Annotated in this window: 25 protein-coding genes; 14 read left to right on the forward strand and 11 right to left on the reverse strand. The window is 70.8% G+C overall.

The window, feature by feature from the left end; all coding sequences use genetic code 11:
- The first annotated feature begins 27 nt into the window (after positions 1-27).
- The 3 genes from fmt to ACZ1DY_RS16330 are packed head-to-tail and all read left to right on the forward strand — an operon-like array spanning position 28 to position 2,896.
- Positions 28-954 carry a methionyl-tRNA formyltransferase gene (gene fmt, locus ACZ1DY_RS16320; RefSeq protein ID WP_257487742.1) on the forward strand — a complete coding sequence of 309 codons (927 nt, stop codon included), beginning with the start codon at positions 28-30 and terminating at the stop codon, positions 952-954.
- The gene (locus ACZ1DY_RS16325) at positions 951-2,393 is read left to right on the forward strand and encodes an RsmB/NOP family class I SAM-dependent RNA methyltransferase (protein WP_126731735.1); all 1,443 of its coding nucleotides are present in this window, start codon (positions 951-953) and stop codon (positions 2,391-2,393) included. Before fmt ends, ACZ1DY_RS16325 begins: the two co-directional genes overlap by 4 nt.
- Positions 2,390-2,896, forward strand: coding sequence for a flavoprotein (locus tag ACZ1DY_RS16330; protein WP_465484842.1), 507 nt, complete (start codon positions 2,390-2,392; stop codon positions 2,894-2,896). The genes ACZ1DY_RS16325 and ACZ1DY_RS16330 overlap by 4 nt, the downstream gene beginning before the upstream one ends.
- On the opposite strand, the gene ACZ1DY_RS16335 is transcribed toward ACZ1DY_RS16330, so the two are convergent.
- The 3 genes from ACZ1DY_RS16335 to ACZ1DY_RS16345 form a co-directional block, all read right to left on the reverse strand.
- On the reverse strand, positions 2,893-4,020 hold the full coding sequence (locus ACZ1DY_RS16335) for a serine hydrolase domain-containing protein (protein WP_465484843.1): 1,128 nt from the start codon (positions 4,018-4,020) through the stop codon (positions 2,893-2,895). The two genes, ACZ1DY_RS16330 and ACZ1DY_RS16335, sit on opposite strands and share 4 nt — an antisense overlap.
- 198 nt (positions 4,021-4,218) lie before the next feature.
- Positions 4,219-4,878, reverse strand: a complete 660-nt coding sequence (locus tag ACZ1DY_RS16340) for a response regulator transcription factor (protein WP_126731738.1) — start codon at positions 4,876-4,878, stop codon at positions 4,219-4,221.
- Positions 4,875-6,110: a sensor histidine kinase gene (locus tag ACZ1DY_RS16345; protein WP_465484844.1), complete on the reverse strand. Its 1,236-nt coding sequence runs from the start codon at positions 6,108-6,110 to the stop codon at positions 4,875-4,877. Before ACZ1DY_RS16345 ends, ACZ1DY_RS16340 begins: the two co-directional genes overlap by 4 nt.
- A gap of 145 nt (positions 6,111-6,255) precedes the next feature.
- On the opposite strand from ACZ1DY_RS16345, the gene rpe reads away from it, so the two are divergent.
- The 5 genes from rpe (at position 6,256) to ACZ1DY_RS16370 (ending at position 9,952) form a co-directional block, all read left to right on the forward strand.
- Entirely contained in the window at positions 6,256-6,924 is a 669-nt protein-coding gene (gene rpe / locus ACZ1DY_RS16350) for a ribulose-phosphate 3-epimerase (protein WP_126731931.1), read from the forward strand.
- Between the two features lie 112 nt (positions 6,925-7,036).
- Complete coding sequence (locus tag ACZ1DY_RS16355) at positions 7,037-7,660, forward strand: riboflavin synthase (protein ID WP_126731741.1); 624 nt, start codon at positions 7,037-7,039, stop codon at positions 7,658-7,660.
- Positions 7,661-7,713: 53 nt separating this feature from the next.
- Positions 7,714-8,988, forward strand: coding sequence for a bifunctional 3,4-dihydroxy-2-butanone-4-phosphate synthase/GTP cyclohydrolase II (locus ACZ1DY_RS16360; RefSeq protein WP_465485670.1), 1,275 nt, complete (start codon positions 7,714-7,716; stop codon positions 8,986-8,988).
- A complete protein-coding gene (gene ribH, locus ACZ1DY_RS16365) occupies positions 8,985-9,491 on the forward strand; it encodes a 6,7-dimethyl-8-ribityllumazine synthase (RefSeq protein WP_034311710.1) in 507 nt (168 codons plus the stop codon). The genes ACZ1DY_RS16360 and ribH overlap by 4 nt, the downstream gene beginning before the upstream one ends.
- 17 nt (positions 9,492-9,508) lie before the next feature.
- Positions 9,509-9,952: a PH domain-containing protein gene (locus ACZ1DY_RS16370; protein WP_126731744.1), complete on the forward strand. Its 444-nt coding sequence runs from the start codon at positions 9,509-9,511 to the stop codon at positions 9,950-9,952.
- Positions 9,953-10,142: 190 nt separating this feature from the next.
- On the opposite strand, the gene ACZ1DY_RS16375 is transcribed toward ACZ1DY_RS16370, so the two are convergent.
- A complete protein-coding gene (locus ACZ1DY_RS16375; RefSeq protein ID WP_465484845.1) occupies positions 10,143-10,922 on the reverse strand; it encodes an exodeoxyribonuclease III in 780 nt (259 codons plus the stop codon).
- A 94-nt stretch (positions 10,923-11,016) separates the two neighbouring features.
- Positions 11,017-11,754 (reverse strand): S1 family peptidase, encoded by a 738-nt coding sequence (locus tag ACZ1DY_RS16380; protein ID WP_126731747.1) that lies wholly within the window; start codon positions 11,752-11,754, stop codon positions 11,017-11,019.
- A 238-nt stretch (positions 11,755-11,992) separates the two neighbouring features.
- Between ACZ1DY_RS16380 and uvrC the strand changes: the two genes are divergently transcribed.
- Genes uvrC through whiA form a run of 4 tightly spaced genes read left to right on the forward strand, consistent with a single transcriptional unit; the run spans position 11,993 to position 16,828 of the window.
- Positions 11,993-13,951, forward strand: a complete 1,959-nt coding sequence (uvrC, locus tag ACZ1DY_RS16385) for an excinuclease ABC subunit UvrC (RefSeq protein ID WP_465484846.1) — start codon at positions 11,993-11,995, stop codon at positions 13,949-13,951.
- 50 nt (positions 13,952-14,001) lie between these two features.
- Positions 14,002-14,859, forward strand: coding sequence for an RNase adapter RapZ (gene rapZ / locus ACZ1DY_RS16390; protein ID WP_126731933.1), 858 nt, complete (start codon positions 14,002-14,004; stop codon positions 14,857-14,859).
- Positions 14,846-15,820 carry a gluconeogenesis factor YvcK family protein gene (locus ACZ1DY_RS16395; protein WP_126731751.1) on the forward strand — a complete coding sequence of 325 codons (975 nt, stop codon included), beginning with the start codon at positions 14,846-14,848 and terminating at the stop codon, positions 15,818-15,820. The genes rapZ and ACZ1DY_RS16395 overlap by 14 nt, the downstream gene beginning before the upstream one ends.
- A gap of 18 nt (positions 15,821-15,838) precedes the next feature.
- Positions 15,839-16,828 (forward strand): DNA-binding protein WhiA, encoded by a 990-nt coding sequence (whiA, locus tag ACZ1DY_RS16400; protein ID WP_072027837.1) that lies wholly within the window; start codon positions 15,839-15,841, stop codon positions 16,826-16,828.
- A 61-nt stretch (positions 16,829-16,889) separates the two neighbouring features.
- Here the strand turns inward: whiA and ACZ1DY_RS16405 are convergent, their stop codons facing one another.
- The 5 genes from ACZ1DY_RS16405 to ACZ1DY_RS16425 are packed head-to-tail and all read right to left on the reverse strand — an operon-like array spanning position 16,890 to position 22,718.
- The gene (locus ACZ1DY_RS16405) at positions 16,890-17,843 is read right to left on the reverse strand and encodes a prenyltransferase/squalene oxidase repeat-containing protein (RefSeq protein ID WP_465484847.1); all 954 of its coding nucleotides are present in this window, start codon (positions 17,841-17,843) and stop codon (positions 16,890-16,892) included.
- Positions 17,840-18,547 (reverse strand): class I SAM-dependent methyltransferase, encoded by a 708-nt coding sequence (locus tag ACZ1DY_RS16410; protein ID WP_465484848.1) that lies wholly within the window; start codon positions 18,545-18,547, stop codon positions 17,840-17,842. The genes ACZ1DY_RS16405 and ACZ1DY_RS16410 overlap by 4 nt, the downstream gene beginning before the upstream one ends.
- The gene (locus ACZ1DY_RS16415; RefSeq protein WP_465484849.1) at positions 18,541-19,755 is read right to left on the reverse strand and encodes a glycosyltransferase family 4 protein; all 1,215 of its coding nucleotides are present in this window, start codon (positions 19,753-19,755) and stop codon (positions 18,541-18,543) included. The genes ACZ1DY_RS16410 and ACZ1DY_RS16415 overlap by 7 nt, the downstream gene beginning before the upstream one ends.
- A 3-nt stretch (positions 19,756-19,758) precedes the next feature.
- Complete coding sequence (locus tag ACZ1DY_RS16420; RefSeq protein ID WP_465484850.1) at positions 19,759-19,992, reverse strand: hypothetical protein; 234 nt, start codon at positions 19,990-19,992, stop codon at positions 19,759-19,761.
- Positions 19,950-22,718 (reverse strand): FHA domain-containing protein, encoded by a 2,769-nt coding sequence (locus tag ACZ1DY_RS16425; RefSeq protein ID WP_465484851.1) that lies wholly within the window; start codon positions 22,716-22,718, stop codon positions 19,950-19,952. Before ACZ1DY_RS16425 ends, ACZ1DY_RS16420 begins: the two co-directional genes overlap by 43 nt.
- A 60-nt stretch (positions 22,719-22,778) precedes the next feature.
- On the opposite strand from ACZ1DY_RS16425, the gene ACZ1DY_RS16430 reads away from it, so the two are divergent.
- Both ACZ1DY_RS16430 and ACZ1DY_RS16435 read left to right on the forward strand, forming a co-directional pair.
- On the forward strand, positions 22,779-23,702 hold the full coding sequence (locus ACZ1DY_RS16430) for a hypothetical protein (RefSeq protein ID WP_465484852.1): 924 nt from the start codon (positions 22,779-22,781) through the stop codon (positions 23,700-23,702).
- Positions 23,703-23,788: 86 nt separating this feature from the next.
- Positions 23,789-24,793 carry a glucosyl-3-phosphoglycerate synthase gene (locus ACZ1DY_RS16435; RefSeq protein WP_465484853.1) on the forward strand — a complete coding sequence of 335 codons (1,005 nt, stop codon included), beginning with the start codon at positions 23,789-23,791 and terminating at the stop codon, positions 24,791-24,793.
- On the opposite strand, the gene ACZ1DY_RS16440 is transcribed toward ACZ1DY_RS16435, so the two are convergent.
- Positions 24,767-25,645 (reverse strand): sterol desaturase family protein, encoded by an 879-nt coding sequence (locus ACZ1DY_RS16440; protein WP_465484854.1) that lies wholly within the window; start codon positions 25,643-25,645, stop codon positions 24,767-24,769. The genes ACZ1DY_RS16435 and ACZ1DY_RS16440 overlap by 27 nt on opposite strands.
- Positions 25,646-25,683: the final 38 nt, after the last annotated feature.

The raw sequence follows: 25,683 nt of genomic DNA on the forward strand, positions 1-25,683 counted from the left end.
ACCCGTCCCCCCGGCGGAGGTGCGTTGATGCGCCTCGTCTTCGCCGGCACCCCCGAACCCGCCGTCCCGTCGCTGCGCGCGCTCCTGGCGTCCGAGCGGCACGAGGTCGTCGCCGTCGTGACCCGCCCGGACGCACAGGCAGGCCGCGGCCGCCGGGTGGTCCGATCGCCGATCGGCGCGCTGGCCGACGAGCACGGGATCGAGGTGCTGACCCCGCCGAAGGCGAGCGACCCCGCGTTCCTCGCCCGGCTCGCGGAGATCGCGCCCGACGCGTGCCCGGTGGTCGCGTACGGGGCGTTGCTGCCCCAAGCCGCGCTGGACATCCCGGCGCACGGCTGGGTCAACCTGCACTTCTCGCTGCTGCCCGCGTGGCGTGGCGCCGCGCCGGTCCAGGCCGCGATCCGCGCCGGGGACGAGATCACCGGCGCCTCGACCTTCCGCATCGTCAAGGAACTCGACGCGGGACCGGTCTTCGGCGTGGTCACCGAGCAGATCACCGCCACCGACACCGCCGGGGAACTGCTCGGCAGGCTGGCGGAGTCCGGGGCGAAGCTGCTCGTGTCCACGATGGACGGAATCGCCGACGGAACGCTGCGCGCGGTCGAGCAGACCGGCGACGGGATGACCTACGCGCCCAAGGTGACCGTCGAGGACGCGCGGGTCTCGTTCGCCGACCCGGCCGCCGCCGTCGACCGGCAGATCCGCGCGGTCACGCCGGAACCGGGCGCTTGGGCGGAGTTCCGGGGCGAGCGGCTGAAGCTCGGACCGGTGACGGTCGTCGACGAGCCGGGGCCCCCGCCCGGCGAACTGGTCGTGGAGCGCAAGCGGGTCCTGGTCGGCACGGCGTCGAAGCCGGTGCGGCTGGGCGAGGTGCAGGCGCAGGGGAAGAAGCGGATGGCGGCCACCGACTGGGCGCGCGGTACGAGGATCGAACAAGGAGAGCGCCTGCAGTGAACGAGCGTAGGGAACGCCGGCCGTCGAGGCCGGATCGCGGCCGTCCCGGCCAGCGTAAAGAGGGGCCGAGCCGCCCGCCGCAGATCGACCCGGCTCGTCAGGTCGCCTTCGACGTCCTGCGCGCGGTCCGGGAGGACGACGCGTACGCGAACCTGGTGCTGCCGCAGCTGCTGCGCACCCGCCGGATCTCCGGCCGCGACGCGGCGCTGGCCACCGAGCTGACCTACGGCACCTGCCGCGCGGTCGGCATGCTGGACGCCGTCATCGAGGCCTGCCTCGACCGGCCGCTGGCCAAGGTGGACGCCATCGTGCTGGACGGGCTGCGGCTCGGCGCCTACCAGCTCCTGCGCACCCGCATCCCCCAGCACGCTGCCGTCGGGTCCACTGTGGACCTCGTTCGCGCCGAAGTCGGTTCGTGGATCGCGGGTTTCGTGAACGCCGTACTGCGCTCGGTGTCCGAAAAGGACGAAGAGACCTGGCTGAACGAGCTGGCCCCCGACGAGGCCGTCGACCCGATCGGGGCCTACGCCCTGCGGACGGCGCATCCGCGCTGGGTCGCCCGATCGTTCGCGGAAGCCTTGGGGGACAAGGGAGCGGAGCTGAAGGCCGCCCTGGAGGCCGACGACGACCGCCCCGACGTGCACCTGGTCGCCCGGCCCGGCGAGATCAGCGCGGAGGAGCTGGCCGCCATCACCGGTGGCGACGTCGCGCCGTACTCGCCCTACGGCGTCCGGATGCCCGCGGGCTCCGGCGACCCCGGCGACATCGAGCCGATCAAGGAGAAGCTGGCCGCGGTGCAGGACGAGGGCAGCCAGCTGTGCGCCGTCGCCGTCACCAGGGTGCCGCTCTCCGGCTCCGGCCCCGACGTGCGGTGGCTGGACCTGTGCGCCGGCCCGGGTGGCAAGGCGGCGCTGCTCGGCGCGCTGGCGGTGGCCGCCGGCGCGACCGTCGACGCCGTCGAGAAGGCGCCGCACCGGGCGAAGCTGATCGAGAATGCCGTCCAGGACCTGCCGGTGACCGTGCACGTCGCCGACGGCCGCGAGACCGGCCTCGAACCGGGTTACGACCGCGTCCTGGTCGACGCGCCGTGCAGCGGTCTCGGCTCGCTCCGCCGCCGCCCCGAGGCACGCTGGCGCCGTCAGCCCAGCGACATCTCGGATCTGACGAAACTGCAGGGCCAGCTGATCACCGCGGCGCTGGACCTGGTCCGGCCCGGCGGCATCGTCACCTACGTCGTCTGCTCGCCGCATCTGGCCGAGACCGAAGGCGTCGTGGGGGAGACCGCGCGCCGCGCCGGCGCCCAGATCGTCGACGCGCGGGAGTTCTTCCCGGGGGTCCCGCAGCTCGGCGACGGCCCATACGTCCAGTTGTGGCCGCACCGTCACGGCACGGACGCGATGTTCTGCGCCATCCTGCGGAAGCCGGACACCGCCGGGTGAGCAGGGTCCTCGGCCTGGTCGCGAGCTCGTGCGGCGGACTGGACACCCGGTTCGCCGCACAGCTCGCGAAACCCGCCGCGGACCGTGGCTGGGAGCTCGCGATCACGCTGACCCCCACCGCCGCCCGCTGGCTCCAGGAGACCGGCGGGCTCGCCGACCTGGAGAAATGCACCCGGCTGCCGGTCCGCGAGACCTCCCGGCTGCCGGGTGAGCCACGCCCGCATCCGGACCCCGAGGTGTTCCTGTTCGCGCCCGCGTCCGCCAACTCCGTGGCGAAGCTGGCGCTGGGTATCGCCGACAACCAGGCGCTGACCGTGCTCGGCGACGTCCTCGGCACGCCGGGCATCACGATCGTGCTGGGCTACCAGATCCAGGACACGCGGATCCACCATCCGGCGTGGCGGCGCCATCTCGACACGCTCGCCTCCGCCGGGGTCACCACCGCGCGGCTCAGCCCGGAGGCCTCGTGGACCTCCGTGCTGGACCTGCTGCCGCCGGTCTAGCGGGCGCAGAACCCGGTGTCGAGCGCCTTGGTGAGGTCTTTCGACGCCTTGTCCGGCAACGGGTTCTGGTTCACCACGACGTTCACCCGCCTGCCGTGCGGGACGGCGCCCGACAGGTTCGCGTAGCCGACGATGTTCCCTCCGTGCCCCCAGAACCGGCCACCGCACGACAGTGGGACGGAGGCGATGCCGAGGCCGTACTCCGAGCCGGGAACACCGCCGGGCCGAGGAACGGTCCGCTGCATCTCCGCCAGCTGTGCGCGCGGCAGGAGCCTGCCGTCGACGAGCGCGCCGTAGAAACGGGTCAGGTCTTCACCGGTCGAAACGAGCCCGCCGGAGGCGCCGGCGGCAGACGGATCGAATTCGGTGTAATCGGTGAGGCCGCCGGGCCCGGGCGCGTAACCCCTGGCGTGCGGGCGCGGCAGCTCTTCGTTCCCGCGCTGCGGCAGGGAGGTTCCGCGCAGACCCAGCGGCTCGCTGATCCTGCTCCGGATCTCGTCGGCGACGGAGCGGCCGGTGAGTTTCTCGATGAGCATCCCGGCGATGATGTAGTTGGTGTTGGAGTACGCCCAGCTCGTCCCGGGGGCGAACGCCGGCGGATGTGCCAGGCCGATCGCCACCAGTTCTCCGGGTTCCGCGCCGCGATGGCGCCACTCTTCGAGGTCGAGGTCACGGACGTAGTCGTAGAGCCCGCTGGTGTGCTGGAGCAGCTGGCGCACGGTGATCTTCGTGCCGTCGTTGCCGTTCCCGCCGACGAGCCCCGGCAGGTACCGCTCGATCGGCGTGTCCAGCCGCACCTTCCCCTCGGCGACCAGCTGCAGGATCACGACGGCGACGAAGGTCTTGGTGACGCTGGCCGCCCGGAACTTCGAACCGTGCGGGAACGGTGTCCCGGTCTCGACGTCGCCGACGCCTTCGCGCTCCGACCACGTCCGCCCGGACGGGTTCGTCACCGTCGCCTGCGCGCCGGGTACTCCGTCCTGCACCAGTGTTTTCAGCGCTTCGCCGACGTCGTGACGGGCTCCGCCGCCCACGGCGAGCGCCGGGGCGGCCGTCGTCGCGGCGAGCAGCGCGACCAGGGAACAGGTGGCGATGATCTTCTTGCCTGGCAAGGACTTTCGCATGGGTTCCAAGCTAGGGAGGCTCGGGCGCGGTAGCCATGGGGTAAACCCCCGCGTCGTACTGGGGTTTGCCCCAGTTGGCCCCATCGGACCGCCCACCGTCGTCCGGCGCGGGTCGCGAAAGCCACTTTCGGGACATCTGACGTCGCGAAAGTGGCTTTCGCGACATGGCCGGGCGTGGGGCCGCGCACCGAGAGAGGTTCAGCGCAGGCTGTGCCCGGGTGCGACCACGCCGGTTTCGTAGGCGAACACCACCGCTTGGCTGCGGTTGGCCGCCCCCAGCTTCCCGAAGATGTTGCCCACATGGGTCTTGACGGTTTCCAGGCTGATCACCAGCTCGGCCGCTATGTCCACATTGGACATCCCAGTCGCGATGAGCCGCAGTACCTCGGTCTCCCGTTTCGTCAGCGAGGAAGGCCGCGGAGCGAGGCCGGACGGCGCCGGGCGCGCGGTGACCATCCGCCGGATGGCGTCGGGGAACAGCAGGGTCTCCCCGGCGGCGATGGTCCGGATGGCGTGCGCGAACTCCTCCTTGCGCGCCCGCTTCAGCAGGAATCCGCTCGCCCCGGCCAGCAGCGCGTCGTAGACGTAGTCGTCGTTGTCGAACGTCGTGATCACGAGGACCTTCGGCGGTTCGGGGATTCCGGCCAGTACCCGCCGGGTCGCCTCGATCCCGTCCACCCCGGGCATGCGCACGTCCATCAGGACCACGTCGGGACGCGTCCGCCGCACCAGATCGACCACTTCGCCGCCGTCACCGGCCTCCCCGACCACGGTCAGATCGGGCTGGTTGTCCAGCAGTGAACGCAATCCCGCCCGAAGCAAGGGTTCGTCGTCGACGATCAGGACACGCAGGGTCATGAGCGCGACCGTAGCGGGATCGTGGTCACCAGCCGCCACAGCGGTTCCCCGTCGACGGCGGGACCCGCGACGAGCTCGCCGCGCAGCGCTTCGACGCGTTCGGTGAGCCCCGGCAGCCCGTTGCCGCCGCGGCCCGAAGCGGTCGCGTGCGCCACGAGCGGGTTCACGATCTCGATCCGCAACGCGTCGGCGAGCACCGCGACCCGCACGGTCACCGGGCCGGGATGGGCGTGCCGCAGCGCGTTCGTCAGTCCTTCTTGGACGATCCGGTACGCCTCCCTGGACAGGGTCGCGGGAAGTTCCGCCGCGGGCCCGGTCAGCTCGTAGTCGATCACCGCGCCGCCCGCGCGGGCCCGTTCGGCCAGCGTGCCCGCCTCGATCAGCCTTCGTTCGGGTTCCCGGGACGACCGGTCTTCCCGCAGCAGGCCGAGGACGTGGTCGAGGTCTTCGAGCGCCGCCCTCGACGACTCCTCGATGGTGCCCAGCGCCCGGCGCACCAGTTGCGGTTCGGAATCGACCAGTTCGGCGGCCGCGGCGGCCTGGATGGTCGACGTCGTCAAGGTGTGGCCGATGGAGTCGTGCAGTTCGCGGGCCAGCCGGTTGCGCTGCTCGAAGTGGTTCGCCCGCACCTCGGCCGCCGCGAGGCGTTCGGTGGCCGACGGTCCCAGCAGGGCGACCGCGCAGTACTGGTACAGCCTGGTGAACCCGGCGAGGACGTAGGCGATGACGACCAGGGTGAGCAGCGCGATCGGCAGCGTCCACAGCCCGCCGGTGCCAGGTTCGATCGTCACCCGTTCCCCGAAGACCTCGATGGGGCTGCCGCCGCCTCCCGCCCACACCACGGCGAACACGAAGCCGAGCATCAGGAAACAGCCGAGGCCGAACAGGATCCAGCCGAGGGTGGTGTGCACGAGCAGCCACGCCGCCGAGCGCCAGCGCTCCGCCCAGGCGATCTTCGTGTTCGGCAGGGGCTGCGCGATGCGGGTGCCCAGCATCTGGTCGGAGAACCAGATGCCGGCCCGCCGCATCGGTCCCGGCAGTCCGGCCAGCATGACCAGCACGCCCATCGCGAGCATCCCGTAGACGAGTTTCAGCCGCACGTCGCCGGGGATCAGCACGGCGGGGATGAGCGCGATCGGGAACGGGACGGCCGTCATCACCATGCCGAGGAGCCCGAACGGGACGCTGCGGTAGCTGCCGATCCGCACGAGGGGCTTGAAGGGGTTGACCATGCTGGGAACGCTATTCGGCGACGCGTGCGCGCACCTCCCACTGCGGTGCCATTTCGCGTCATACTCCAGACCGGGTCGCCGGTCACAGCCGGTTAGCGGGCGTTAGCGGCGCCCTCCTACACTCGGGCGCGTGGCTCACCGACCTTTGATCGCACCCAGCATCCTCTCCGCGGACTTCGCCCGGCTCGGCGACGAGATCCGCGCCGTCGCGGGCGAGGGGGACACTCGCGCGGACTGGGTCCACGTCGACGTCATGGACGCGCATTTCGTGCCGAACCTGACCCTCGGGCTCCCCGTGGTGAAGTCCCTGCTCAAGGCCACCGACGTGCCGATCGACTGCCACCTGATGATCGAGAACCCCGACAAGTGGGCCATCGGGTACGCCGAGGCGGGCGCCTACAACGTCACCGTGCACGTCGAGGCCGCGCACGACCCGATCGCGCTGGCGAAGAACCTGCGCGCCGCCGGGGCGAAGGCCGGCCTGTCGATCAAGCCGAACACGCCGATCGAGGACCACCTCGAGACCCTCAAGCACTACGACACGCTGCTGGTGATGTCGGTCGAGCCCGGTTTCGGCGGGCAGTCGTTCATCGAGGGCGTCCTCGACAAGGTCCGCACCGCGCGGCGCCTGGTCGACACCGGCCACCTCAAGCTCGTCGTGGAGATCGACGGCGGGATCAACGCCGACACCATCGAGCAGGCCGCCGAGGCCGGCGTGGACTGCTTCGTCGCCGGTTCCGCCGTCTACGGCGCCGAAGACCCTGGTAAGGCCGTCGCGGCCCTGCGCGAGCAGGCGGCCCGCGTCCGCGGCTGATCCCGCCTCGTGATCCGCCGTCGGGTCAGGAGAAGGAATCGGTCCCGGTGGGTGTTGGATGAGGGAAGCACCGTTTCCAGCGACGGTGCGACCCAGGAGGAGGGCAGCAGGAGTGTTCACCGGCATTGTCGAGGAACTCGGCGAGGTCACCGCGGTCGAGCAGATCCCGAACGCCGCGAGACTGACCGTGCGGGGGCCGCTGGTGACCAGCGACGCCGGGCACGGCGACTCCATCGCGGTGAGTGGCGTGTGCCTCACCGTGGTCGCGGTGGCGGGCGGTGAGTTTACCGTCGATGTCGTGCACGAGACCCTGCAGCGCTCCAGCCTCGCGAAGGTGCACGTCGGCGACGTCGTGAACCTCGAACGCGCGACGCCGGCGGGCGGCAGGCTCGGCGGGCACATCATGCAGGGCCATGTCGACGGCACCGGCGTCTTCCTCAAACGCGACGAGGTGGGACTCACCACGTTCGCGCTGCCGAAGAAGCTGTCCCGGTACGTCGTCGAGAAGGGGTCGATCGCGGTCGACGGCGTCTCCCTCACGGTCGCTTCGGTGACCGACGAGGAGTTCTCCGTGGCCCTGATCCCGACCACCCTCGAACTGACCACCCTCGGCCGGAACACCCCGGGTGACCTGGTGAACCTCGAGGTCGACGTGGTCGCCAAATACGTCGAGAAGCTGGCCATGCCGCACCTGCGCGCGCAGGGGGACAATGGCGGTACGGAGGAGCGGGCGTGAGCGAGACGAGTGCGATTCCGGGGTCGGCCGGGCTGACCCCCTGTGGAGGCGGGGTGGCCGTGAACGCCGATGCCATCGAGGCGGCCATCGCCGACATCAAGGCGGGCCGTCCGGTCGTCGTGGTGGACGACGAGGACCGCGAGAACGAGGGCGACCTGATCTTCGCGGCGGAGAAGGCCACGCCGGAGCTGATGGCCTTCATGGTGCGCTACACCTCGGGGTACGTCTGCGTGGCGCTGACCGAGCCCGAGGCGGACCGGCTCGATCTGCCGCCGATGTACCACACGAACCAGGACCAGCGCGGCACCGCGTACAGCGTCACGGTCGACGCCGCCGAGGGCATCACCACCGGTATCTCCGCGGCCGACCGGTCGCACACCGTCCGGCTGCTCGCCGACCCGGCGTCGAAGGCGTCGGACTTCCGGCGGCCCGGCCACGTGGTCCCGCTGCGCGCCAAGCAGGGCGGCGTCCTGCGGCGCCCGGGGCACACCGAGGCCGCCGTCGACCTGGCCCGGCTCGCCGGGCTCTCGCCGTCCGGCGTGCTCTGCGAGATCGTTTCGCAGAAGGACGAGGGCGACATGGCCCGCCGCGACGAACTCGAGGTCTTCGCCGCGGATCACGACCTCAAGATGATCACCATCGCCGACCTGATCGCGTACCGGCGGCGCACCGAGAAGCAGGTCGAGCGGGTCGCCGAGGCGCGTATCCCGCTGGCCGCGGGCACCTTCCGGGCGGTCGGCTACGACAGCCTGCTCGACGGGATCGAGCACATCGCGTTCGTCTACGACGAGATCGGCGACGGTGAGGACATCCTGGTCCGCGTGCACTCCGAGTGCCTGACCGGCGACGTCTTCGGCTCGCTGCGCTGCGACTGCGGCCCGCAGCTGGAGGCCGCGCTGGAAGCGGTCGCCAAGGAAGGGCGCGGCATCGTGCTCTACATCCGCGGCCACGAGGGTCGCGGCATCGGGCTGCTGCACAAACTGCAGGCCTACCAGCTGCAGGACGCGGGCGCGGACACCGTCGACGCGAACCTGCAGCTCGGCGTCCCCGCCGACGCGCGGGACTACGGCACCGGCGCGCAGATCCTGTGCGACCTCGGCGTCCGCTCGATGCGGCTGCTGACGAACAACCCGGCCAAGCGCGTCGGGCTGGAGGGCTACGGCCTGCGGGTCAGCGGGCGGGTGTCGCTGCCGATCTCGCCGAACCCGGAGAACCTGCGCTACCTCAAGACCAAACGGGACCGGATGGGGCACGACCTGTCCCAGCTGGAGCATTTCGACCAGGTCGGCGCCGAGGTCGACCAGGGCAACGGAGGTGGCACGCGGTGAGCGGCGAGGGCCGTCCGGACGTCGAACTCGACCTGTCCGACTGTAAGAACATCCGGCTCGGGATCGTGGCCACGCGCTGGCACACGAAGATCACGAGCGCGCTGCTGGAACGCGCCCTCGAGGCGGCCAAGGCGGCCGACCTGGAGGAGGAGCCGACGGTCGTGCGCGTCGCGGGCGCCGTCGAACTGCCCGTCGCGGCGCAGGCGCTGGCCCGCACGCACGACGCGGTCGTCGCGCTGGGCGTGGTCATCCGGGGCGGGACGCCGCATTTCGAGTACGTCTGCGACGCGGTGACCGCGGGGCTGACCAGGGTCGCGCTCGACGAGAGCACCCCGGTCGGCAACGGCGTGCTCACCTGCGACACCGAGCAGCAGGCCCTCGACCGGTCGGGGCTGCCCGGCTCCGTCGAGGACAAAGGCTACGAAGCGACAGTCGCCGCGCTGGACGCCGCGCACGCGCTGCGGAACCTGCGCCAGCCATGGACCGAGCGGGGTTTCGTGTGAGCGTCGAGGCGGATGTGATGACGGAGTCCGAGGTCGTGGTGGTGCGGCCCCGCCGTGCCCTGGTGATGTGCTCGGTGCTGGCGGTGATCATGCTGGCGACGTTCGTGGTCGTCGCGGTCCTGCTGCGCGGCTCGGACACCGGGGTGATCTTCCAGCCGTCCGACCAGGCGGCGATGATCGGCATCGGGGTCCTGCTCGCCGCGGGCACGATGCTGTTCGCGACCGCGCGCGTGAAGGCCGACGCCGACGGCATCGAGGTCCGGAACGTGCTGATGACCAAGAAGTTCGCGTGGAGCGAGGTGCTCTCGGTGAGCTTCCCGGACGGGGCTTCGTGGGCGCGGCTGGAGCTGCCGGACGACGAGTACTACTCGGTCATGGCCGTGCAGGCGGTGGACCGGGAACGCGCGGTGGCCGCGGTTCGGGCGCTGCGGAAGTTGCACAAGGCGGCCTGGGAAGGCTGACGCGGCTCTCTCCCTGGCGTGCGATGAAGGGGCCTTTCATCGCGTTCGGGGCCCTCACATACCGCGGGCGGCCAGGGACGCCGGAACGTGGTGGGTCGGGGTGGTCGTGAGTGGCGATTCGGGTTAGAACCCGAATCGCCACTCACGACCACCCCGACCCAGGACCAGCCGGCACGCCCCCGCCGGCCGCTCACAGCGAAAGATCCACCACGATCGGCGCGTGGTCCGACGGTCCCTTGCCCTTCCGCGCCTCACGGTCCACATAGGAATCCGTCACCGCGCCGGCCACCGTCGCGTCGGCGTACACGAGGTCGATCCGCATTCCCTTGTTGTTCGGGAAGTTCCCCGCCCGGTAGTCCCAGTACGTGAACGGGTGGTCGTACTTCAGCGGCCGCGGGAACACGTCCGACAGCCCGAGATCGCGCAGCGCGGCGAGCGCCTTCCGCTCCGGCTCCGTCACGTGCGTCGATTCGGCGAACACGCCGATGTCCCATACGTCCGCGTCGGTCGGCGCGATGTTGAAGTCGCCCAGCACCGCGAACGGCAGCCCGCGCGTCTGCTCCTCCCGCACGGTCGCCTCCAGCGCCGAAAGCCACGCGAGTTTGTAGGCGTAATGCGGGTTCTCCAGGTCGCGCCCGTTCGGCACGTACACCGACCACAGCCGCAGCCCGCCGCAGGTGGCGCCGATGGCCCGCGCGTCGGCCTTGTCCTCGAAGGTGGGCTCGCCGGTCAGCCCGCGTGTCACGTCTTCCAGCCCGACGCGGGACAAGATCGCGACGCCGTTCCAGCGCCCGATGCCGTACGCGGCCGTCTCGTAGCCGAGTTCCTTCACCGCGTCGAAGGGGAAGGCGTCGGTGCCGCTCTTGAGTTCCTGCAGGCACAGCACGTCCGGCTGCACCGAGCCGAGCCACTCCAGCACCCTCGGCAGCCGGGGCCCGATCGAGTTCACGTTCCAGGTCGCGATCCGCATGTCCGCGAGCGTCCCACACCCCACCGACACCCGGACGCGAAAGGGCCCTCCGGGACGGGTCGCGTCCCGGAGGGCCCTTTCACCGGGGTGGAGGTCAGACCCCGGTGGTCGAGCGGATCCAGGAGCGGGCCGAAGCGACGCTGCCGTAGTTGTTGGTGCCGCGGATGTTCGAGCCGCTCTGGTTCTGCACGGTCGAAGCGACACCGACCTGGACGCCGTTGTAGACCTGGGGGCCGCCCGAGTCGCCCTTCCACGCCGAGCCGTTGATGCCGACGCTCTGGATGGCCGGGCCGCCGTAGGCGTCGCGCGAGCTGCCGGTGACGCGGACGTCGGCCACCTTCAGCGCCGAGGCGGGCGGGCCGGTCGGGGTCTCGCGGCCCCAGCCGTAGAGCTGGTTGGTGCTGCCGACCGGCGGGTTCGAGCTGGTCAGGCTGATCGGCGTGACACCGGCGTCGGAGGCCAGGTGCAGCAGGGAGATGTCGGCACCGTTCGGCGAGGACACCTTGCGGTCGACGGCGATCTCACGCCCGCCCTGGAGCTGGTTGCTGCCGACGCGGACCCGCATGCCGCTGCCGTCGGAGTCGAGGCAGTGCTTGGCGGTCAGGACCCAGCGCTGGGCGATGACGCTGCCGGAGCAGTTGAACCCGTCCCACTGACGGCCCGGGGTGTTGACGTAGACCTGGGCGCCCCAGCTCACGGTGGGGGCGGTGCCGCCGCCCACGATGTTGGGCTGGACACCGGTGGGGGTGCCCGCGGAGGCGGTCGCGCCGGCGGTCATGGTGAGGGCTGCGGCGGCGAGGGTGGCGGCGCCCAGCGTACGAAGACGGCTCACGGTGCAGGAGTCCTTTCGAGCGTCATCTGACGAAGAACCGAGTGAAGTGGAACTGGGACGGAAAGTAATCACCCGGTTCACCCGCTAGGAACCAACGAACGTCGGATCCGGCCGAAGACCCGACTTAGGTCGGTATACGTAATGAAATACGGACCGCATCGTGGTAGGCGCCACTCGAATGAGGGCTAGAGCATGGGGGCTCGCAAGACTGTCGGTGGTGCCCCATAGGCTTGGCGGCGTGGCTGACCCGACCACCTACCGTCCCTCGCCGGGGAGCATCCCGGACGCCCCTGGCGTGTACAAATTCCGTGACGCCACGAAGAGGGTCATCTACGTCGGCAAGGCGAAAAGCCTCCGAAGCAGGCTGAACTCCTACTTCGCGGACCTCACCGGCTTGCACCCGCGCACACGCCAGATGGTGACGACGGCGGCGAGCGTCGAGTGGACCGTGGTGAGCACCGAGGTCGAGGCGCTCCAGCTGGAGTACAACTGGATCAAGGAGTTCGACCCGCGGTTCAACGTCCGGTACCGCGACGACAAGAGCTATCCGGTCCTCGCCGTCACGATGAACGAGGAGTTCCCGCGCCTGCACGTCTATCGCGGCGCGCGCAAGAAGGGCGTGCGGTACTTCGGTCCGTACGCGCACGCCTGGGCCATCCGCGAAACGCTCGACCTGCTGCTCCGCGTCTTCCCGGCGCGCACCTGCTCGGCGGGCGTCTTCAAACGGCACGGCCAGATCGGCAGGCCCTGCCTGCTCGGTTACATCGGCAAGTGCTCCGCTCCGTGCGTCGGCAAGGTTTCGGCCGACGAACACCGCGCCATCGTCGAGGACTTCTGTGACTTCCTCGCCGGCCGCACCGACGCGCTGATCCGCCGCCTGGAACAGGAAATGGCGGCCGCGTCCGAAGAGCTGGAGTTCGAGCGCGCGGCCCGGCTGCGCGACGACCTCGGCGCGTTGCGGCGCGCGATGGAGAAGCAGGCGGTCGTCCTCGGTGACGGCACCGACGCGGACGTCGTCGCCTTCGCCCACGACGAACTCGAAGCCGCCGTCCAGGTCTTCCACGTGCGCGGCGGCCGGGTCCGGGGCCAGCGCGGCTGGGTGATCGACAAGGCCGAGGAGATGGACGTCAAGGATCTCGTCGACCATTTCCTCACGCAGTTCTACGGTGAGGAGGCCGAACGCGCGGACGACCCCGAGCTCGGGTCGCCGGTGCCGCGCGAGGTCCTCGTCCCCGAGCTGCCCGCCGACGCCGAGGCGCTCGGTGAATGGCTTTCCGGGCTGCGTGGGTCGAGGGTGAGCCTGCGGGTGCCGCAGCGCGGGGACAAGCGCGCGCTGGCGGAGACGGTGACGCGCAACGCCGGCGAGGCGTTCACCCAGCACAAGCTGCGCCGCGCCGGCGATCTCACGGCGCGTTCGGCCGCGCTGGCGGAACTGCAGGATTACCTGGCGCTGGAAACCGCGCCGCTGCGCATCGAATGCGTCGACATCAGCCATATCCAGGGCAGTGACGTGGTGGCCTCGCTCGTGGTGTTCGAGGACGGGATCCCGCGCAAGTCCGAGTACCGGCGTTTCGCCTTGCGCGAGGCCGCGGAAGAGGGCGACGTCGCTTCGATCGCCGAGGTCGTCCGGCGCCGTTTTTACCGCTATCTCAAAGAGAACGCCGAAGGTGCCGAGGTCGATCCGGAGCGCCCGGGCATCGACCCGGAGACCGGCAAACCGCGCAAGTTCGCGTACGCGCCGAACCTGCTGGTCGTCGACGGCGCGGGCCCGCAGGCCACGGCCGCGGCGGACGTCCTTTCCGAGTTGGGCGTCACCGACGTCGCCGTGGTCGGCCTGGCGAAGCGGCTGGAGGAGGTGTGGCTGCCGGGCGATCCCGATCCGGTGATCCTGCCGCGCACCTCCGACGCGCTGTATCTGCTGCAGCGGCTGCGCGACGAGGCGCACCGCTTCGCCATCCGGTACCACCGGGAGAAGCGGTCCAAGCGGATGCAGGTGTCCGCATTGGACGGTGTGCCCGGACTGGGGCAGGCTCGCCGTACCGCGCTGATCAAGCATTTCGGCTCGGTGAAGAAACTCCGCGAAGCGCGGATAGAGGAGATCGAGGCGGTGCCCGGCTTCGGCAGGCGCACCGCCGAAGCGGTCGTCGCGGCACTCGCAGGGGAGACAGCCGCGGCGGCGGGGGAGTCCAGTACGTGACCGGTGAAGGGACCATCGTGAGTGCGCAAGAAGAAGGCCGCGGTTCGGGGATGGAGGTCGCGGTCGTTTCCGGTCTGTCCGGCGCCGGCCGCAGCACCGCCGCGAAATGCCTGGAGGATCTGGGCTGGTTCGTGGTGGACAACCTGCCCCCCGAGCTGATCGCCACCATGGTCGAGCTCGGCGCGCAGGCGCGGGGCGCGATCACGAAGGTCGCCGTGGTGATGGACGTGCGCTCGCGCGCGTTCACCGACGACCTGGCTTCGGTCATCAAGGACCTCGACGCCCGCGGGTACAAGCCGCGTGTCCTGTTCCTGGAGGCCACGGACGCGGTGCTGGTGCGCCGGTTCGAGGCCGTCCGCCGCGGGCACCCGATGCAGGGCGACGGCAGGCTCGCCGACGGCATCACCGCCGAGCGCACGCTCCTGGAGCCGCTGCGGGAAGAGGCCGACCTCGTGCTCGACACGTCGTCGCTTTCGGTGCACGACCTGCGCGCCAAGATCGAGGACGCCTTCGGTTCCGAGTCGAGCACGCAGACCCGCGTCACCGTGCTCTCGTTCGGCTACAAGTACGGCCTCCCGATGGACGCCGACCTGGTGATGGACGTCCGCTTCCTGCCGAACCCGTTCTGGATCCCGGAGCTGCGCGACCACACCGGTCTCGAAGGCGAGGTCCGCAACTACGTGCTCAGCCAGGAGGGCGCGGACGAGTTCCTCGACCGCTACCACCAGCTGCTGCGCCTGATCGGCGCGGGCTACAAGCGCGAGGGCAAGCGGTACCTGACGCTGGCCGTCGGCTGCACGGGCGGGAAGCACCGCAGTGTCGCCATTTCCGAGGAGCTCGCCCAGCGTCTGTCCAATGAGGACGGTATGGCCGTGAAGGTGGTGCACCGCGACCTTGGCCGCGAGTGAACCGCGCGCGGTCGCACTGGGGGGCGGGCACGGCCTGCACGCCACCCTCACCGCGTTGCGCCGGGTGACCTCGCAGGTCACCGCCGTGGTCACCGTCGCGGACGACGGGGGCTCGTCCGGCAGGCTGCGCCGGGAACTCGGGCTGCTGCCGCCGGGCGACCTGCGGCAGGCCTTCGCCGCGTTCGCCGCCGAAGACGGCGGGACCCTGTGGGCGGAGGTGTTCCAGCACCGCTTCGGCGGTGACGGCGCGCTCGCCGGGCACGCGGTCGGGAACCTGTTGCTGGCCGGGTTGTTCGAGGTGCTCGGGGATCCGGTCGCCGCGCTCGACGAGGCGAGCAGGCTCATGGGCATCTCCGGCCGGGTCCTGCCGATGTCACCCGAACCGCTGGAGATCCAGGGCGAGGTTTCGGGGCTGGACGCCGAGAATCCCGGGGCGCTCCGGCGGATCCGCGGTCAGGTGGCGGTGGCGACGACGCCGGGGCAGGTGCACCGGATCAGCCTCCACCCGGCCGGCCAGGCCGATCGGCCGCCGCGCGGCTGCGCCGAGGCGATCGAGGCGGTGCTCGGCGCGGACGTGGTGTTCCTCGGCCCGGGGTCGTGGTTCACCAGTGTGCTGCCCCATCTGCTGGTACCGGATCTGCACGACGCGTTGCTCCGAACGGACGCCACGAAGGTCGTGATCCTCAACCTGATCCCCCAACCGGGGGAGACCGCGGGGTTCTCGCCGGAGAAGCATTTGGACGTACTCTTCGAACACGCCCCGGAATTGCGGGTGGACGCGGTCATCGCGGACCGGGACTCGGTGCCCTCACCAGCCCGGTTGCGGGACGCGGCCGGGAGACTGGGCGCGCGGGCGTTGCTGGGGGCGGTGGCTGACCCGGTCGTGACGGGGCGGCATGATCCTGATGCGCTCGCGGGCTGTATGCGAGACGCTCTGGAGTCTCACCGGGGGAGGAGCTGAAGGTATGGAGGGGCAGCGATGGCGATGACCGCCGCCGTGAAGGACGAGCTGAGCCGGCTGGAGATCACCAAGATCGGCCCGCGCCGCGCGGAGGTCGCGTCGATGCTGCGATTCGCGGGCGGGCTGCACATCGTGGCCGGCCGTGTCGTGGTGGAGGCCGAACTCGACACCGGTTCGGTGGCGAGGCGGCTGCGCAAGGAGATCCACGAACTGTACGGGCACCAGTCCGACGTCCACGTCATCTCCTCCAGCGGATTGCGCAAGGGCACGCGGTACGTCGTGCGGGTGGTCAAGGACGGCGAGGGACTCGCCCGGCAGACCGGTCTGATCGACCAGCGCGGCCGTCCGGTGCGCGGCCTGCCCGCCGCCGTCGTGTCCGGCGGGGTCGCCGACGCGGAAGCCGCCTGGCGCGGCGCGTTCCTGGCGCACGGTTCGCTCACCGAACCCGGGCGCTCGTCGTCGCTCGAAGTCACCTGCCCCGGCCCCGAGGCCGCGCTGGCGCTCGTCGGCGCCGCCCGGCGGATGGGCATCCAGGCCAAGTCACGTGAGGTCCGCGGCGCGGACCGGGTCGTCGTGCGTGACGGCGACGCCATCGGCGCGCTGCTCACCCGGCTCGGCGCGCACACGAGCGTGCTCGCCTGGGAAGAGCGGCGCATGCGTCGCGAGGTGCGCGCGACCGCGAACCGGCTCGCGAACTTCGACGACGCGAACCTGCGGCGTTCGGCCCGCGCGGCCGTCGCGGCGGCGGCGCGGGTGGAGCGCGCGCTGGACATCCTCGGCGACTCCGCGCCGGAGCACCTGCTCGCCGCGGGCAAACTGCGCCTGTCGAACCGGCAGGCCTCGCTCGAAGAGCTGGGCCAGCTGTCCGATCCGCAGATGACGAAGGACGCCGTCGCCGGCCGGATCCGCCGCCTGCTGGCGATGGCCGACAAGAAGGCGAAGGAACAAGGCATTCCGGACACCGAATCCGCGGTCACCCCGGACATGCTGGAGGAAGACGAGGCCTGAGTAGCACGCATTTAGTCCTCTGGATGCGGTACTTGCACAAGCAAGGACCGCATCCAGAGGACTAAATGCGGTGTTCGCCGAAGACTTCGCAGGTGGCCGGGTCGCCATCGAGGGCGGCGGTCGCCAGGAGGACGGCGCCCGAGGTCCACGTGGTGCGCTCGTCCGGCCAGAATTCCTCGTCCGCGTACTGATAGCCGGTCCAGTACGAGCCGTCGTCGAGCCGGAGGCGGGTGAGGCACGCGAGGAGTTCGGCCGCGCGGGCCCGGTCGCCGCGGGCGGCGAGGGTCAGCGCCAGTTCGGCGGTCTCCCCGCCGGTGACCCACGGTTCGTGGTGCACGCAGCGCACCCCAAGGCCGGGTACGACGAACCGGTCCCAGCCCGCCGCCAGCTGCGCCGAGGCGTCGGCACCGGTCACCACGGAGCCCAGAACCGGGTAGTACCAGTCCATCGCGTGCGGTTTCGGCGCGAACAGCCGCGGCTCGCCGATCAGGGCCGCCCGCAGCCGGTGCGCCGCGTCCCGCCATTGTGGACGGTCCAGCCCCAGCGTGGACGCGAGCGCGAGCGCCTGCGTCAGCGCGTGGTGGATGCTGCTGCATCCCGTGACCAACCGGATTCCGGGGTCGTCGCGCCAGGAGATGGCACCCGACGGCTGCTGCCGCCGAAGGACGGCGTCGATGGCCCTGTCCACGACGGGCCACATTCGCTCCAGCCAGACGCGGTCTCCGGTCAACAGGAAATGGTGCCGTGTCCCGACCGCGACGTAGGCGGTGAAGTTCGTGTCCATAGTGGACAAGTCGATTCCGCCGCCGCTGTACCGGGCAGCCCAGGATCCGTCGGGACGCTGGTTCCGGACGAGCCAGTCGTACGCCGCTTCGGCCTCGGCGCTGAACCCGGCGACGTCCAGTCCCATGGCGGCTTCGAGATGGTTCCAGGGATCGAGGTGCCCGCCGGTCTCCCAGGGGATCCCGCCGTCGGGCCGCTGCACGTCCGCGATACCGGCGGCGGTGGCCTTCACGGTTTGCGCGCGTAGACGACGAGGCTCTTGCCGAGCACGGGATTCAGCGCCCACTCGGCGAACCGCACCGGCCGGGGGCTCCGCATGATGTCCCAGACCAGGAACCGGTGGTACAGCGCGCAGAGCCGGTGCTCTTCGTCGGGACCGACAGCGCACTTCAGCCACCAGTACGGCGAGTGCAGGGCGTGCGCGTGATGGCCGCCGGTCGTCGACAGCCCCGCGTCTCTGAGCTTGCCGAGCAGTTCGCGGCGGCGGTAGATCCGGATGTGCCCGCCTTCGACCTCGTGATACGCGTCCGAGAGCAGCCAGCAGATCCGCTCCGGCCACCAGCGCGGCACGGTCGCCACCAGCCTGCCGCCGGGCGCCAGGACACGGCTCGCCTCCGCGAGCACCCTCCGGTCGGCGTGGATGTGCTCCAGCGTCTCGGCCACGATCACCCGGGTGAACGAACCGCTCGGGAACGGAAGCCGGAGGGCGTCCGCGCGGACGGCCAGCGCCGAAGCGGTGGCGGGAGCCTCGCCCGCCTCCGCCAGGTTGGCGAACATGTCCCGCACGTGTTTGAGCGCGGTGTCGTCGAGGTCGGCGGCGACCACGTCCGCGCCGCGTTTGTACGCCTCGTAGGCGTGGCGGCCGTCCCCGCAGCCGAGATCGAGCACGCGGTCGCCGGGGCCGACGGGGAACCGGTCGAAGTCGACGGTCAGCATCCCGCACGCTCCCGGCCGAGGACGCGCCGGTAGTACGCCGCGGTCTCCTCGGCGGTGCGCCGCCAGCTCAATGCCCCGGCCGCCTCCAGGCCGCGGGCCGCGAGGTCGGCGCGCAGGTGTTCGTCGCCGAGGACCTTGGTGAGTGCTTCCGCGAGCGCCGGGACATCGCCCGGCGGCACCAGGATCCCCGCGTCGCCGACGACCTCGGGAAGCGCCCCGCCCGTCGTCGCGACGACCGGTGTCCCGCAGGCCATCGCCTCGGCGGCCGGAAGCGAGAACCCCTCGAACAGCGAAGGGATACAAGCGATTTCGGCGGAGCAGAGCAACCGCGCGAGTTCGTCGTCGGTCAGCCCGCTGACGAAGCGGACGCAGGCGCCGGGACCGAGCCGGGCGAGTGCCCGCGCCGCCGGGCCGTCGGGTTTCGGTTTGCCGACGATCACCAGTTCGCCCTCGATCCGTTCCCACGCCGACAGGAGATGTTCGAGCCCCTTCAACGGCTCGTCGGCGCTGGCGGTGGCCACGACGCGCCCCGGGACCCGCGAAATCTCCGGGCGCGGCCGGAAGACCCTGCTGTCGGCGGCGAGCGGGACGACGTGGATCCGGTCCTCCGGCACACCCATTTCCCGGCCGATGGCCGCGCGGGATGCCTGGGACACCGTCAGCGTCGGCAGCCGCCGCGCGACGCGGTGCTGCATTTCCACGAACCCGTACCACCGCGCGACCCGTGCCGCGTCGCGTCCGGTGACGGTGGCGAGCTTCAACGCCCGGTCCACGGCGATCGGATGGTGGACGGTGGCGACCGTCGGCAGTCCACAATGGAGCATGCCGTAGCCGAGCCCCTGGTTGTCGTGGACGAGGTCGAATTCGGCCCGGCGCTTCGCGAGATGGCGCGCGGCACGCAGGGAGAACGCGAGGGGTTCGGGGAAGCCGCCGCGCCGCATGCCGAGGAATTCCACCCAGGACGGCAGATCACGCAGTTCCTTCGGCCGCGGTGTCCGGAAGGGATTCGGCTCCGCGAACAGGTCGAGCCCGGGGATCTTCGTCAACCGCACGCCGTCATCGACCTCCGGGTACGGAGGCCCGGACAGCACCTCGACGCGATGCCCCAGCGCGGCGAGTTCGCGGCTCAGATGCCGGACGTACACGCCCTGACCGCCGCTGCGCGGGTTCCCGCGGTAGGTCAGGAGCGCGATCCGCAGTGCGCTCACCGCTCACTCCCGCGTACCCCAGTGGTCGAGCTGCTCGCGGATCTTCCGGGTTTCGTCGTGCCGTTCGCCGCGGACCTCGACGGAATCGCCGAGCAGCAGGGTCCAGGTCGAAAGAGCCTCGGTGACCTGGCCCGCCTTGGCCAGGGCGAGCGCGAGGCCGAACCGGAGGTCGAGGACGTCGGGATGGCGTTCATTCAGCCGTCCCGTCGCTTCGGTGAGGAGCCTTCGGTACTCCAAAACGACGGGGGGGGGTGCTCGATTTCGGCGCTCCAGAACGCGATGTTGTGCCGGACGTGGCCGACGATCTCGTCGTCGCCCAGCGCCTGTTTCGCCCGCGGCAGCAGTTCCCGGGAGAGGCGGAGGGACTCCGCCCCGTTCCCGGTCTTGCCCGTCGCCACCGCGAGTAAGTGCCGGGCGTGCAGCGTCTCGCGATGATCGGCTCCGAGAGCGTGGGTGGCGTCCCGGACAAGGGCTTCGAACGCCGCCCGTGACTCTTCGAAGCGGCCGAGCTCCATGAGGAGGTAGCCGATGTTGTGGCGAATGCTCAAGACTTCTTCGTCGCCACTCGACAGGGTGGCCGTGGCGATCGGCAACAGCTCTTGGAACCGGGCGAGTGCCGCGGCCGCGTCGCCCGCCTTGCCGGTCCACGTCGCGTGCCGTGCCTTGCAGCGCAACGTCATCCGGTCGGTCTCGCCGAGTTCCCGTTCCGCGCGCCGCGCCCAGGCCGCCCAGCGTTCCCGGTTCTCGACGGGGATGTGCGATGCCCGGCGCTCCAACGCGGCGAGGGCGTCTTCGTGGAGTCCGGCGAGCCAGAAGTGCTCGGCCTCGTTCGCCGCCGCATAGCCCTGTTCCAGCGTCGGCTCGTCGTCTCCGGTCACCAGTGCCACCTCCGAGGTCGCCGCCGCCAGCCGAGCATGGAGCCGGGTCGCCGTATCCGGGGAAAGTGCGGGCGCGTCGGAGGTCAGCAGGACGGTTTCGTCGGCGAGGCCCGCGCGCGTCCGGCTGACCGAGTCACCGAGCCCGGCCAGGAAGTCGCGGACGTGGACCCGCCGATCCGGGCCACCCGCCGCCGCGCTCGCCGCGGTGAGGATCGAGATCGGGATGGGCCCGCGGGTGGCGGCCAGCGTCAGCAGGTCCAGCAGGACCGCGTGTCCCGGCCGCGGCGACGCCACCGCGCCGGTGCCCTGCTCGGCGTCGGCCTCCTCGTCGTCCGCCTGCGCGACGCTGATGAAGGTGACCTTCGAATCGCCGAGCCGGAGCACGTCGCCGTGCACCAGCTCGGCTTCCGGTACTCGCTGCCCGTTGACGAAGGTGCCGTTGGCGGAATCCAGGTCGGTCAGCCACGCGTTCGTGCCGTCCCAGCGGATCTTGCAGTGCAGCCGGGACACCCGCGAGTCCCCGAGCCGGATCGCGGCGTTCCTGCTGCGGCCGAGCGTCGTGAGCCCGAAGGACAGCTCGTGGTACGCGGGCGGCTGACCGGGGACGTCGAGGATCAGCGTGGCCGGGGTGATCCTCGGCGAAGTGGGTGAACCGGTGTCGTAGCCGCCCCAACCGCCGCTGTCCGCCGGTTCCCGCGCCACGGGAACCGGTTCGACGGACGGCTGCCCCCAGCCGCCGGGCGGCTCGAAGCCGCCGGCCATCTCCAGGCGAACTTCGGCCGCGGCCGGAAGGCGCGCCGGCTCCCGCGTCGCCACGACCGTCGTCACCGGTTCCAAGCCCGCTTCCGTCGACAGGCTCCGGACCAGTCCGCACAGCCGTTCCCGGACGTCCGGGTCGAGGTCGTCGAGCCCGTCGATCGCGATCCGCACCGGCGCTCCGGTCCACTGTGGAGCGAGCGTCCGAAGCGGACCGAGCAGCGCCAGGTCGAAGGCGCTCGCGCCGCTGCGGGCGGCGTCGTCGAGACCGGCGCGGTGCGCCTGCTCGGCTTCGGCGAAACCGGGCACGGTGCGCCGCAGCTGGCGGGCCAGTTCCCGCGCGAGCCGCTCGGCCGTGTCACCGCGGCCCGCGAACAGGACGGCGTGCAGGAAGTCGGGCGGCACATAGGATCCCGCCACCGACGGCCGGGCGAGCGCGGCCAGCATGGTCGACTTCCCCGCGCCGGCTTCACCGCTGATTGCGACCAGCCGGGCGCCGGTGAGCAGGCGCCCGACGGTCTCGCCGAGTTTCGGATCCGGCTGATAGTTCGCGGTCAGCCGTTCGATCGTGGGCGCGGCGGGGTTACCCGCCAGCGGCGAACGCCGCCAAGCGGGGGAGGAGTTCAGCGCGAGCCACAGCCCTTGATCGGCCTCGGCCACCTCACGGGTGCCGTCGAAACCGAGGTGGATGGCGGTCTGCATCGGGCACAGGCCGGTGATCACCCGTTTGAGATCCGCGCACCGGACGCGTTCGCCGAACTCCGTGTGCCCCGACCGCAGCACCGAGACCAGCGACCGGCTGAAGCACCCGTTGGCCGCGACGCGGTCGTCCGAGGCGGTGAGCAGGTCGAAGCGCTTACCCGCTTCGCCGACGATCCTCAGCCAGCGTTGACCCGCCTGCCTCGCTCCGATGCCGGCGTGACAGGTGTCGAGCAGGATCACCAGACCGTCGAGCAACGAGTACCGGCCTAGGAGTTCCTTGATGCGCTGGGCGAACAGGAACGACCGGCGGCTGTCCACCGGCAGGCCGGTGTCCTTGGTGAGGAAGTAGAAGTCGTCGTCGGCGTACTCGCCGTGGCCGACGAGCGAAAGGAAGAGCGTCGCCTCGTCGTCCGACGCGCGCTCGAAGGCCTCCACGAGCGCGTCGTCGAGCTCGACCATGGTCGGGTCGACGAGCAGGCCGCGGCCGTCTCCGAGGGCGGGCACGCAGCCGCCGATCTCGGGGTCGAGCAGGGCCGTCGACACCTGATGCCCCGCGTCGGGGAGGAACGAGAGAAGGTTCAGTGAGTCGCATTGCGACGCGACCACCAACGACCTCCGCTCTCCCACGGAGATCACTTTGTCTCATCGGACGGTCACCGGCAAGGGCGGCCCGCGATACTGTGCGCCATGGCTCGGATCGTTCTGGTGCACGGCATCGCCCAGGAACAGAAGTCCGCGGACACCCTCGAGGCCGAATGGCTGCCCAGTCTGGCGGGCGGCGTCCGCCTCGCCGGTGACTCCGCGCTGGCCGACGCCGTGTGGCGCGACGCCCGGCCCGGCGACGCGCGGATGGCCTTCTACGGTGACCTGTTCCGCAAGGACGGCCAGCAGGGCGGCACGGACGAACTCACCGCGGACGAGTGGGCGCTCGCCGAGACCCTGGCGGCGGAATGGCTCCGGAACGCGGCTTCGTCGGCGTCCCGCGAGGCGGACCGGAACCGGGCGAAGGCCGAACTGGACCTGCTCGCTGGTCCGGCGGGGGAGACCCAAGGGGTGCGCGCGGCGGCCCGTCCGGTGCTGAACGCGCTGGTGCGGCTGAAGCCGTTCGCGAGGCTCGGGGTGGCGTTCGCCGAACGCGTGGTGGTCAAGGCACTCAAACAGGTGACGCTGTACCTCACCGACGAGACGATCCGGGAGCGCGTGCAGGAGCGCGTCGCCGAGCTCGTCGGGCCGGAGACCGAGGTGATCGTCGGGCATTCGCTCGGTTCGGTCGTCGCCTACGAGGCCGCCCACCTGCACGGCCGTCCGCTGCCGCTGCTGCTCACCCTCGGCTCGCCGCTGGGCCTGCGCACGGTGGTCTACGAACGGACCCGTCCGCAGCCCCCGTCCGTCCCGCCCGGCGTCGCGCGCTGGGTGAACCTGGCCGACCGGGACGATCTCGTCGCCGCGCGGCCGGATCTCAGCGGGCTGTTCCCCGGCGCCGACGGTGTCCTGGACAGCGGTTACACGGTCGACAACGGGGCGAAACCGCACGAGGCGGCGTTCTACCTCGCGAAGCGTCGCACCGGCGAGGTCCTCTCTCAGGCGTTAACCCGCGGCGGGCAGGCGTAACGCGGCGGTTTCCGCGGTGACGACCGATGGAAACAGCCGCACTCGAAGATCGCCGGAGAGGTGATCTTCGACGGAAGGGTGGAGCCATGCGGGTATCGGTGGAGGTCGGCACGTGGCTCGCGCGGCGCAGCAGCCGGGCGGGTGACTGGTGGGCGGCGGAGCTGGTCGCCGCCAAACGCGGGACGCGGGTTTCGGTGGTGATCCCGGCCCGCGACGAGGAGGAGACGGTCGGTGCGATCGTCGGCACCATCCGGCGCGAACTCGTCGAACGGTTCCCCTTGGTGGACGAGATCCTGGTGGTGGACAGCCATTCCACGGACGCGACAGCCGTCGTCGCCAGGGCGGCCGGAGCGGACGTCGTCGCGCAGGACGCGGTGTTCCCGGAGCTGGAAAGCCTCACGGGCAAGGGAGAAGCGCTCTGGAAGGGCGTCGCCGAGACCACCGGCGATCTCGTCGTCTTCGTCGACGGCGATCTCCGCGACTTCACCGCGGACTACGTGACCGGACTGCTCGGGCCGCTGCTGACCGACCCCGGGATCGCCTACGTCAAAGGCTTCTACCACCGTCCGCTCGCCGGGACGGCGGGCGTCGAACCCGACGGCGGCGGCCGCGTCACCGAACTCGTCGCCCGTCCGCTGCTCAACATGTACTGGCCGGAGCTGGCCGGTTTCGTCCAGCCGCTCGCCGGCGAGTACGCGGGACGACGCGAAGTGCTCGAAGGCATCCCGTTCGTCACGCATTACGGCGTCGAGGTCGGCCATCTGATCGACCTGCTCGAACTGCACGGGCTCGACGCGCTCGCGCAGGTCGACCTCGGTCACCGGACGCACCGTCACCAGAGCACGCAGGCGCTCGGCCGGATGTCCGCGCAGATCATGCTGACCCTGATGGACCGGCTGGAACGCGGCGGCCGGGTGATCTCCGCGGCGCCCCCGGCGACGTCGCTCGCCCAATTCCGGCGTGGGGCGGGGGAATCCGTCGAGCGGGAACTCGTGCTCACCGACGTGGCGCTCACGCAGCGGCCGCCGCTGGAGAGCCTGCCACCGGAGATCCGCCCGGAGAACTCACCCGCTTTGCGCAGGAGCGCTTAGCGCCTCCTTGGGCTGCCAGCCCGGCGGGCCGAACACGTAGCCGAGTCTGTCCCGCCACGACCCGGCCGCGCGGACGTCGCGCAGGATCGAGCCGTATTCGTGGAAACCGACCTTGAGCAGGTTGTAGGAGCCGACGTTCTTGGTCAGCCCGTAGGTCGGGCGCTTGCCCTCCGGCACGAAACTGCCGAACATTCGGTCCCAGATGATGAGGATGCCGCCGTAGTTCGCGTCGAGGTACTCCTGATCGCTGCCGTGGTGCACACGATGGTGTGAAGGCGTGTTGAACACGTACTCGAACCAGCGCGGCAGCTTCCGGATCTTCTCGGTGTGCACGAAGAACTGGTACACGAGGTCGATCGACAGGCCGGTGAGGATCATCCACGGCGGGATGCCCGCCAGCGCGAGGATCGACCAGAACGGCAGCTGGAAGTACGGGGTCCACTTCTGCCGCAACGCCGTCGAGAAGTTGTAGTGCTCGCTCGAATGGTGCACCTGGTGGCCCGCCCACATGAGCCGGACGCGGTGGCTCGCCCGGTGATAGGCGTAGAAGACGATCTCCTGGCCCAGCAGCATCAGGACCCAGGTCCACCAGTCGTGCGGGCTGAACTTCACCGGCGCGAGTTCGTAGAGCGCGGCGAACACGAAGAGCATGACGATGCGGAAGACGCCGTTGATCACCACCGCCACCGCGCCCATGGACATGCTCGTGCGGGTGTCCTTGACGCTGTAGCCGATGACGTTGTCGTCGTGGCCCAGCACGTGCAGCGCGAGGATCTCGATCGCGACGAACAGCAGGAACACCGGTGTCGCCAGCAGCACCGGGTCACTCAGATGGGCAAGAAAATCCGCCACCGCACCTCTCCCTCGTCCGCCCCCGTTATCTGACCATC

This window comes from Amycolatopsis sp. PSD-21, from assembly GCF_055561455.1.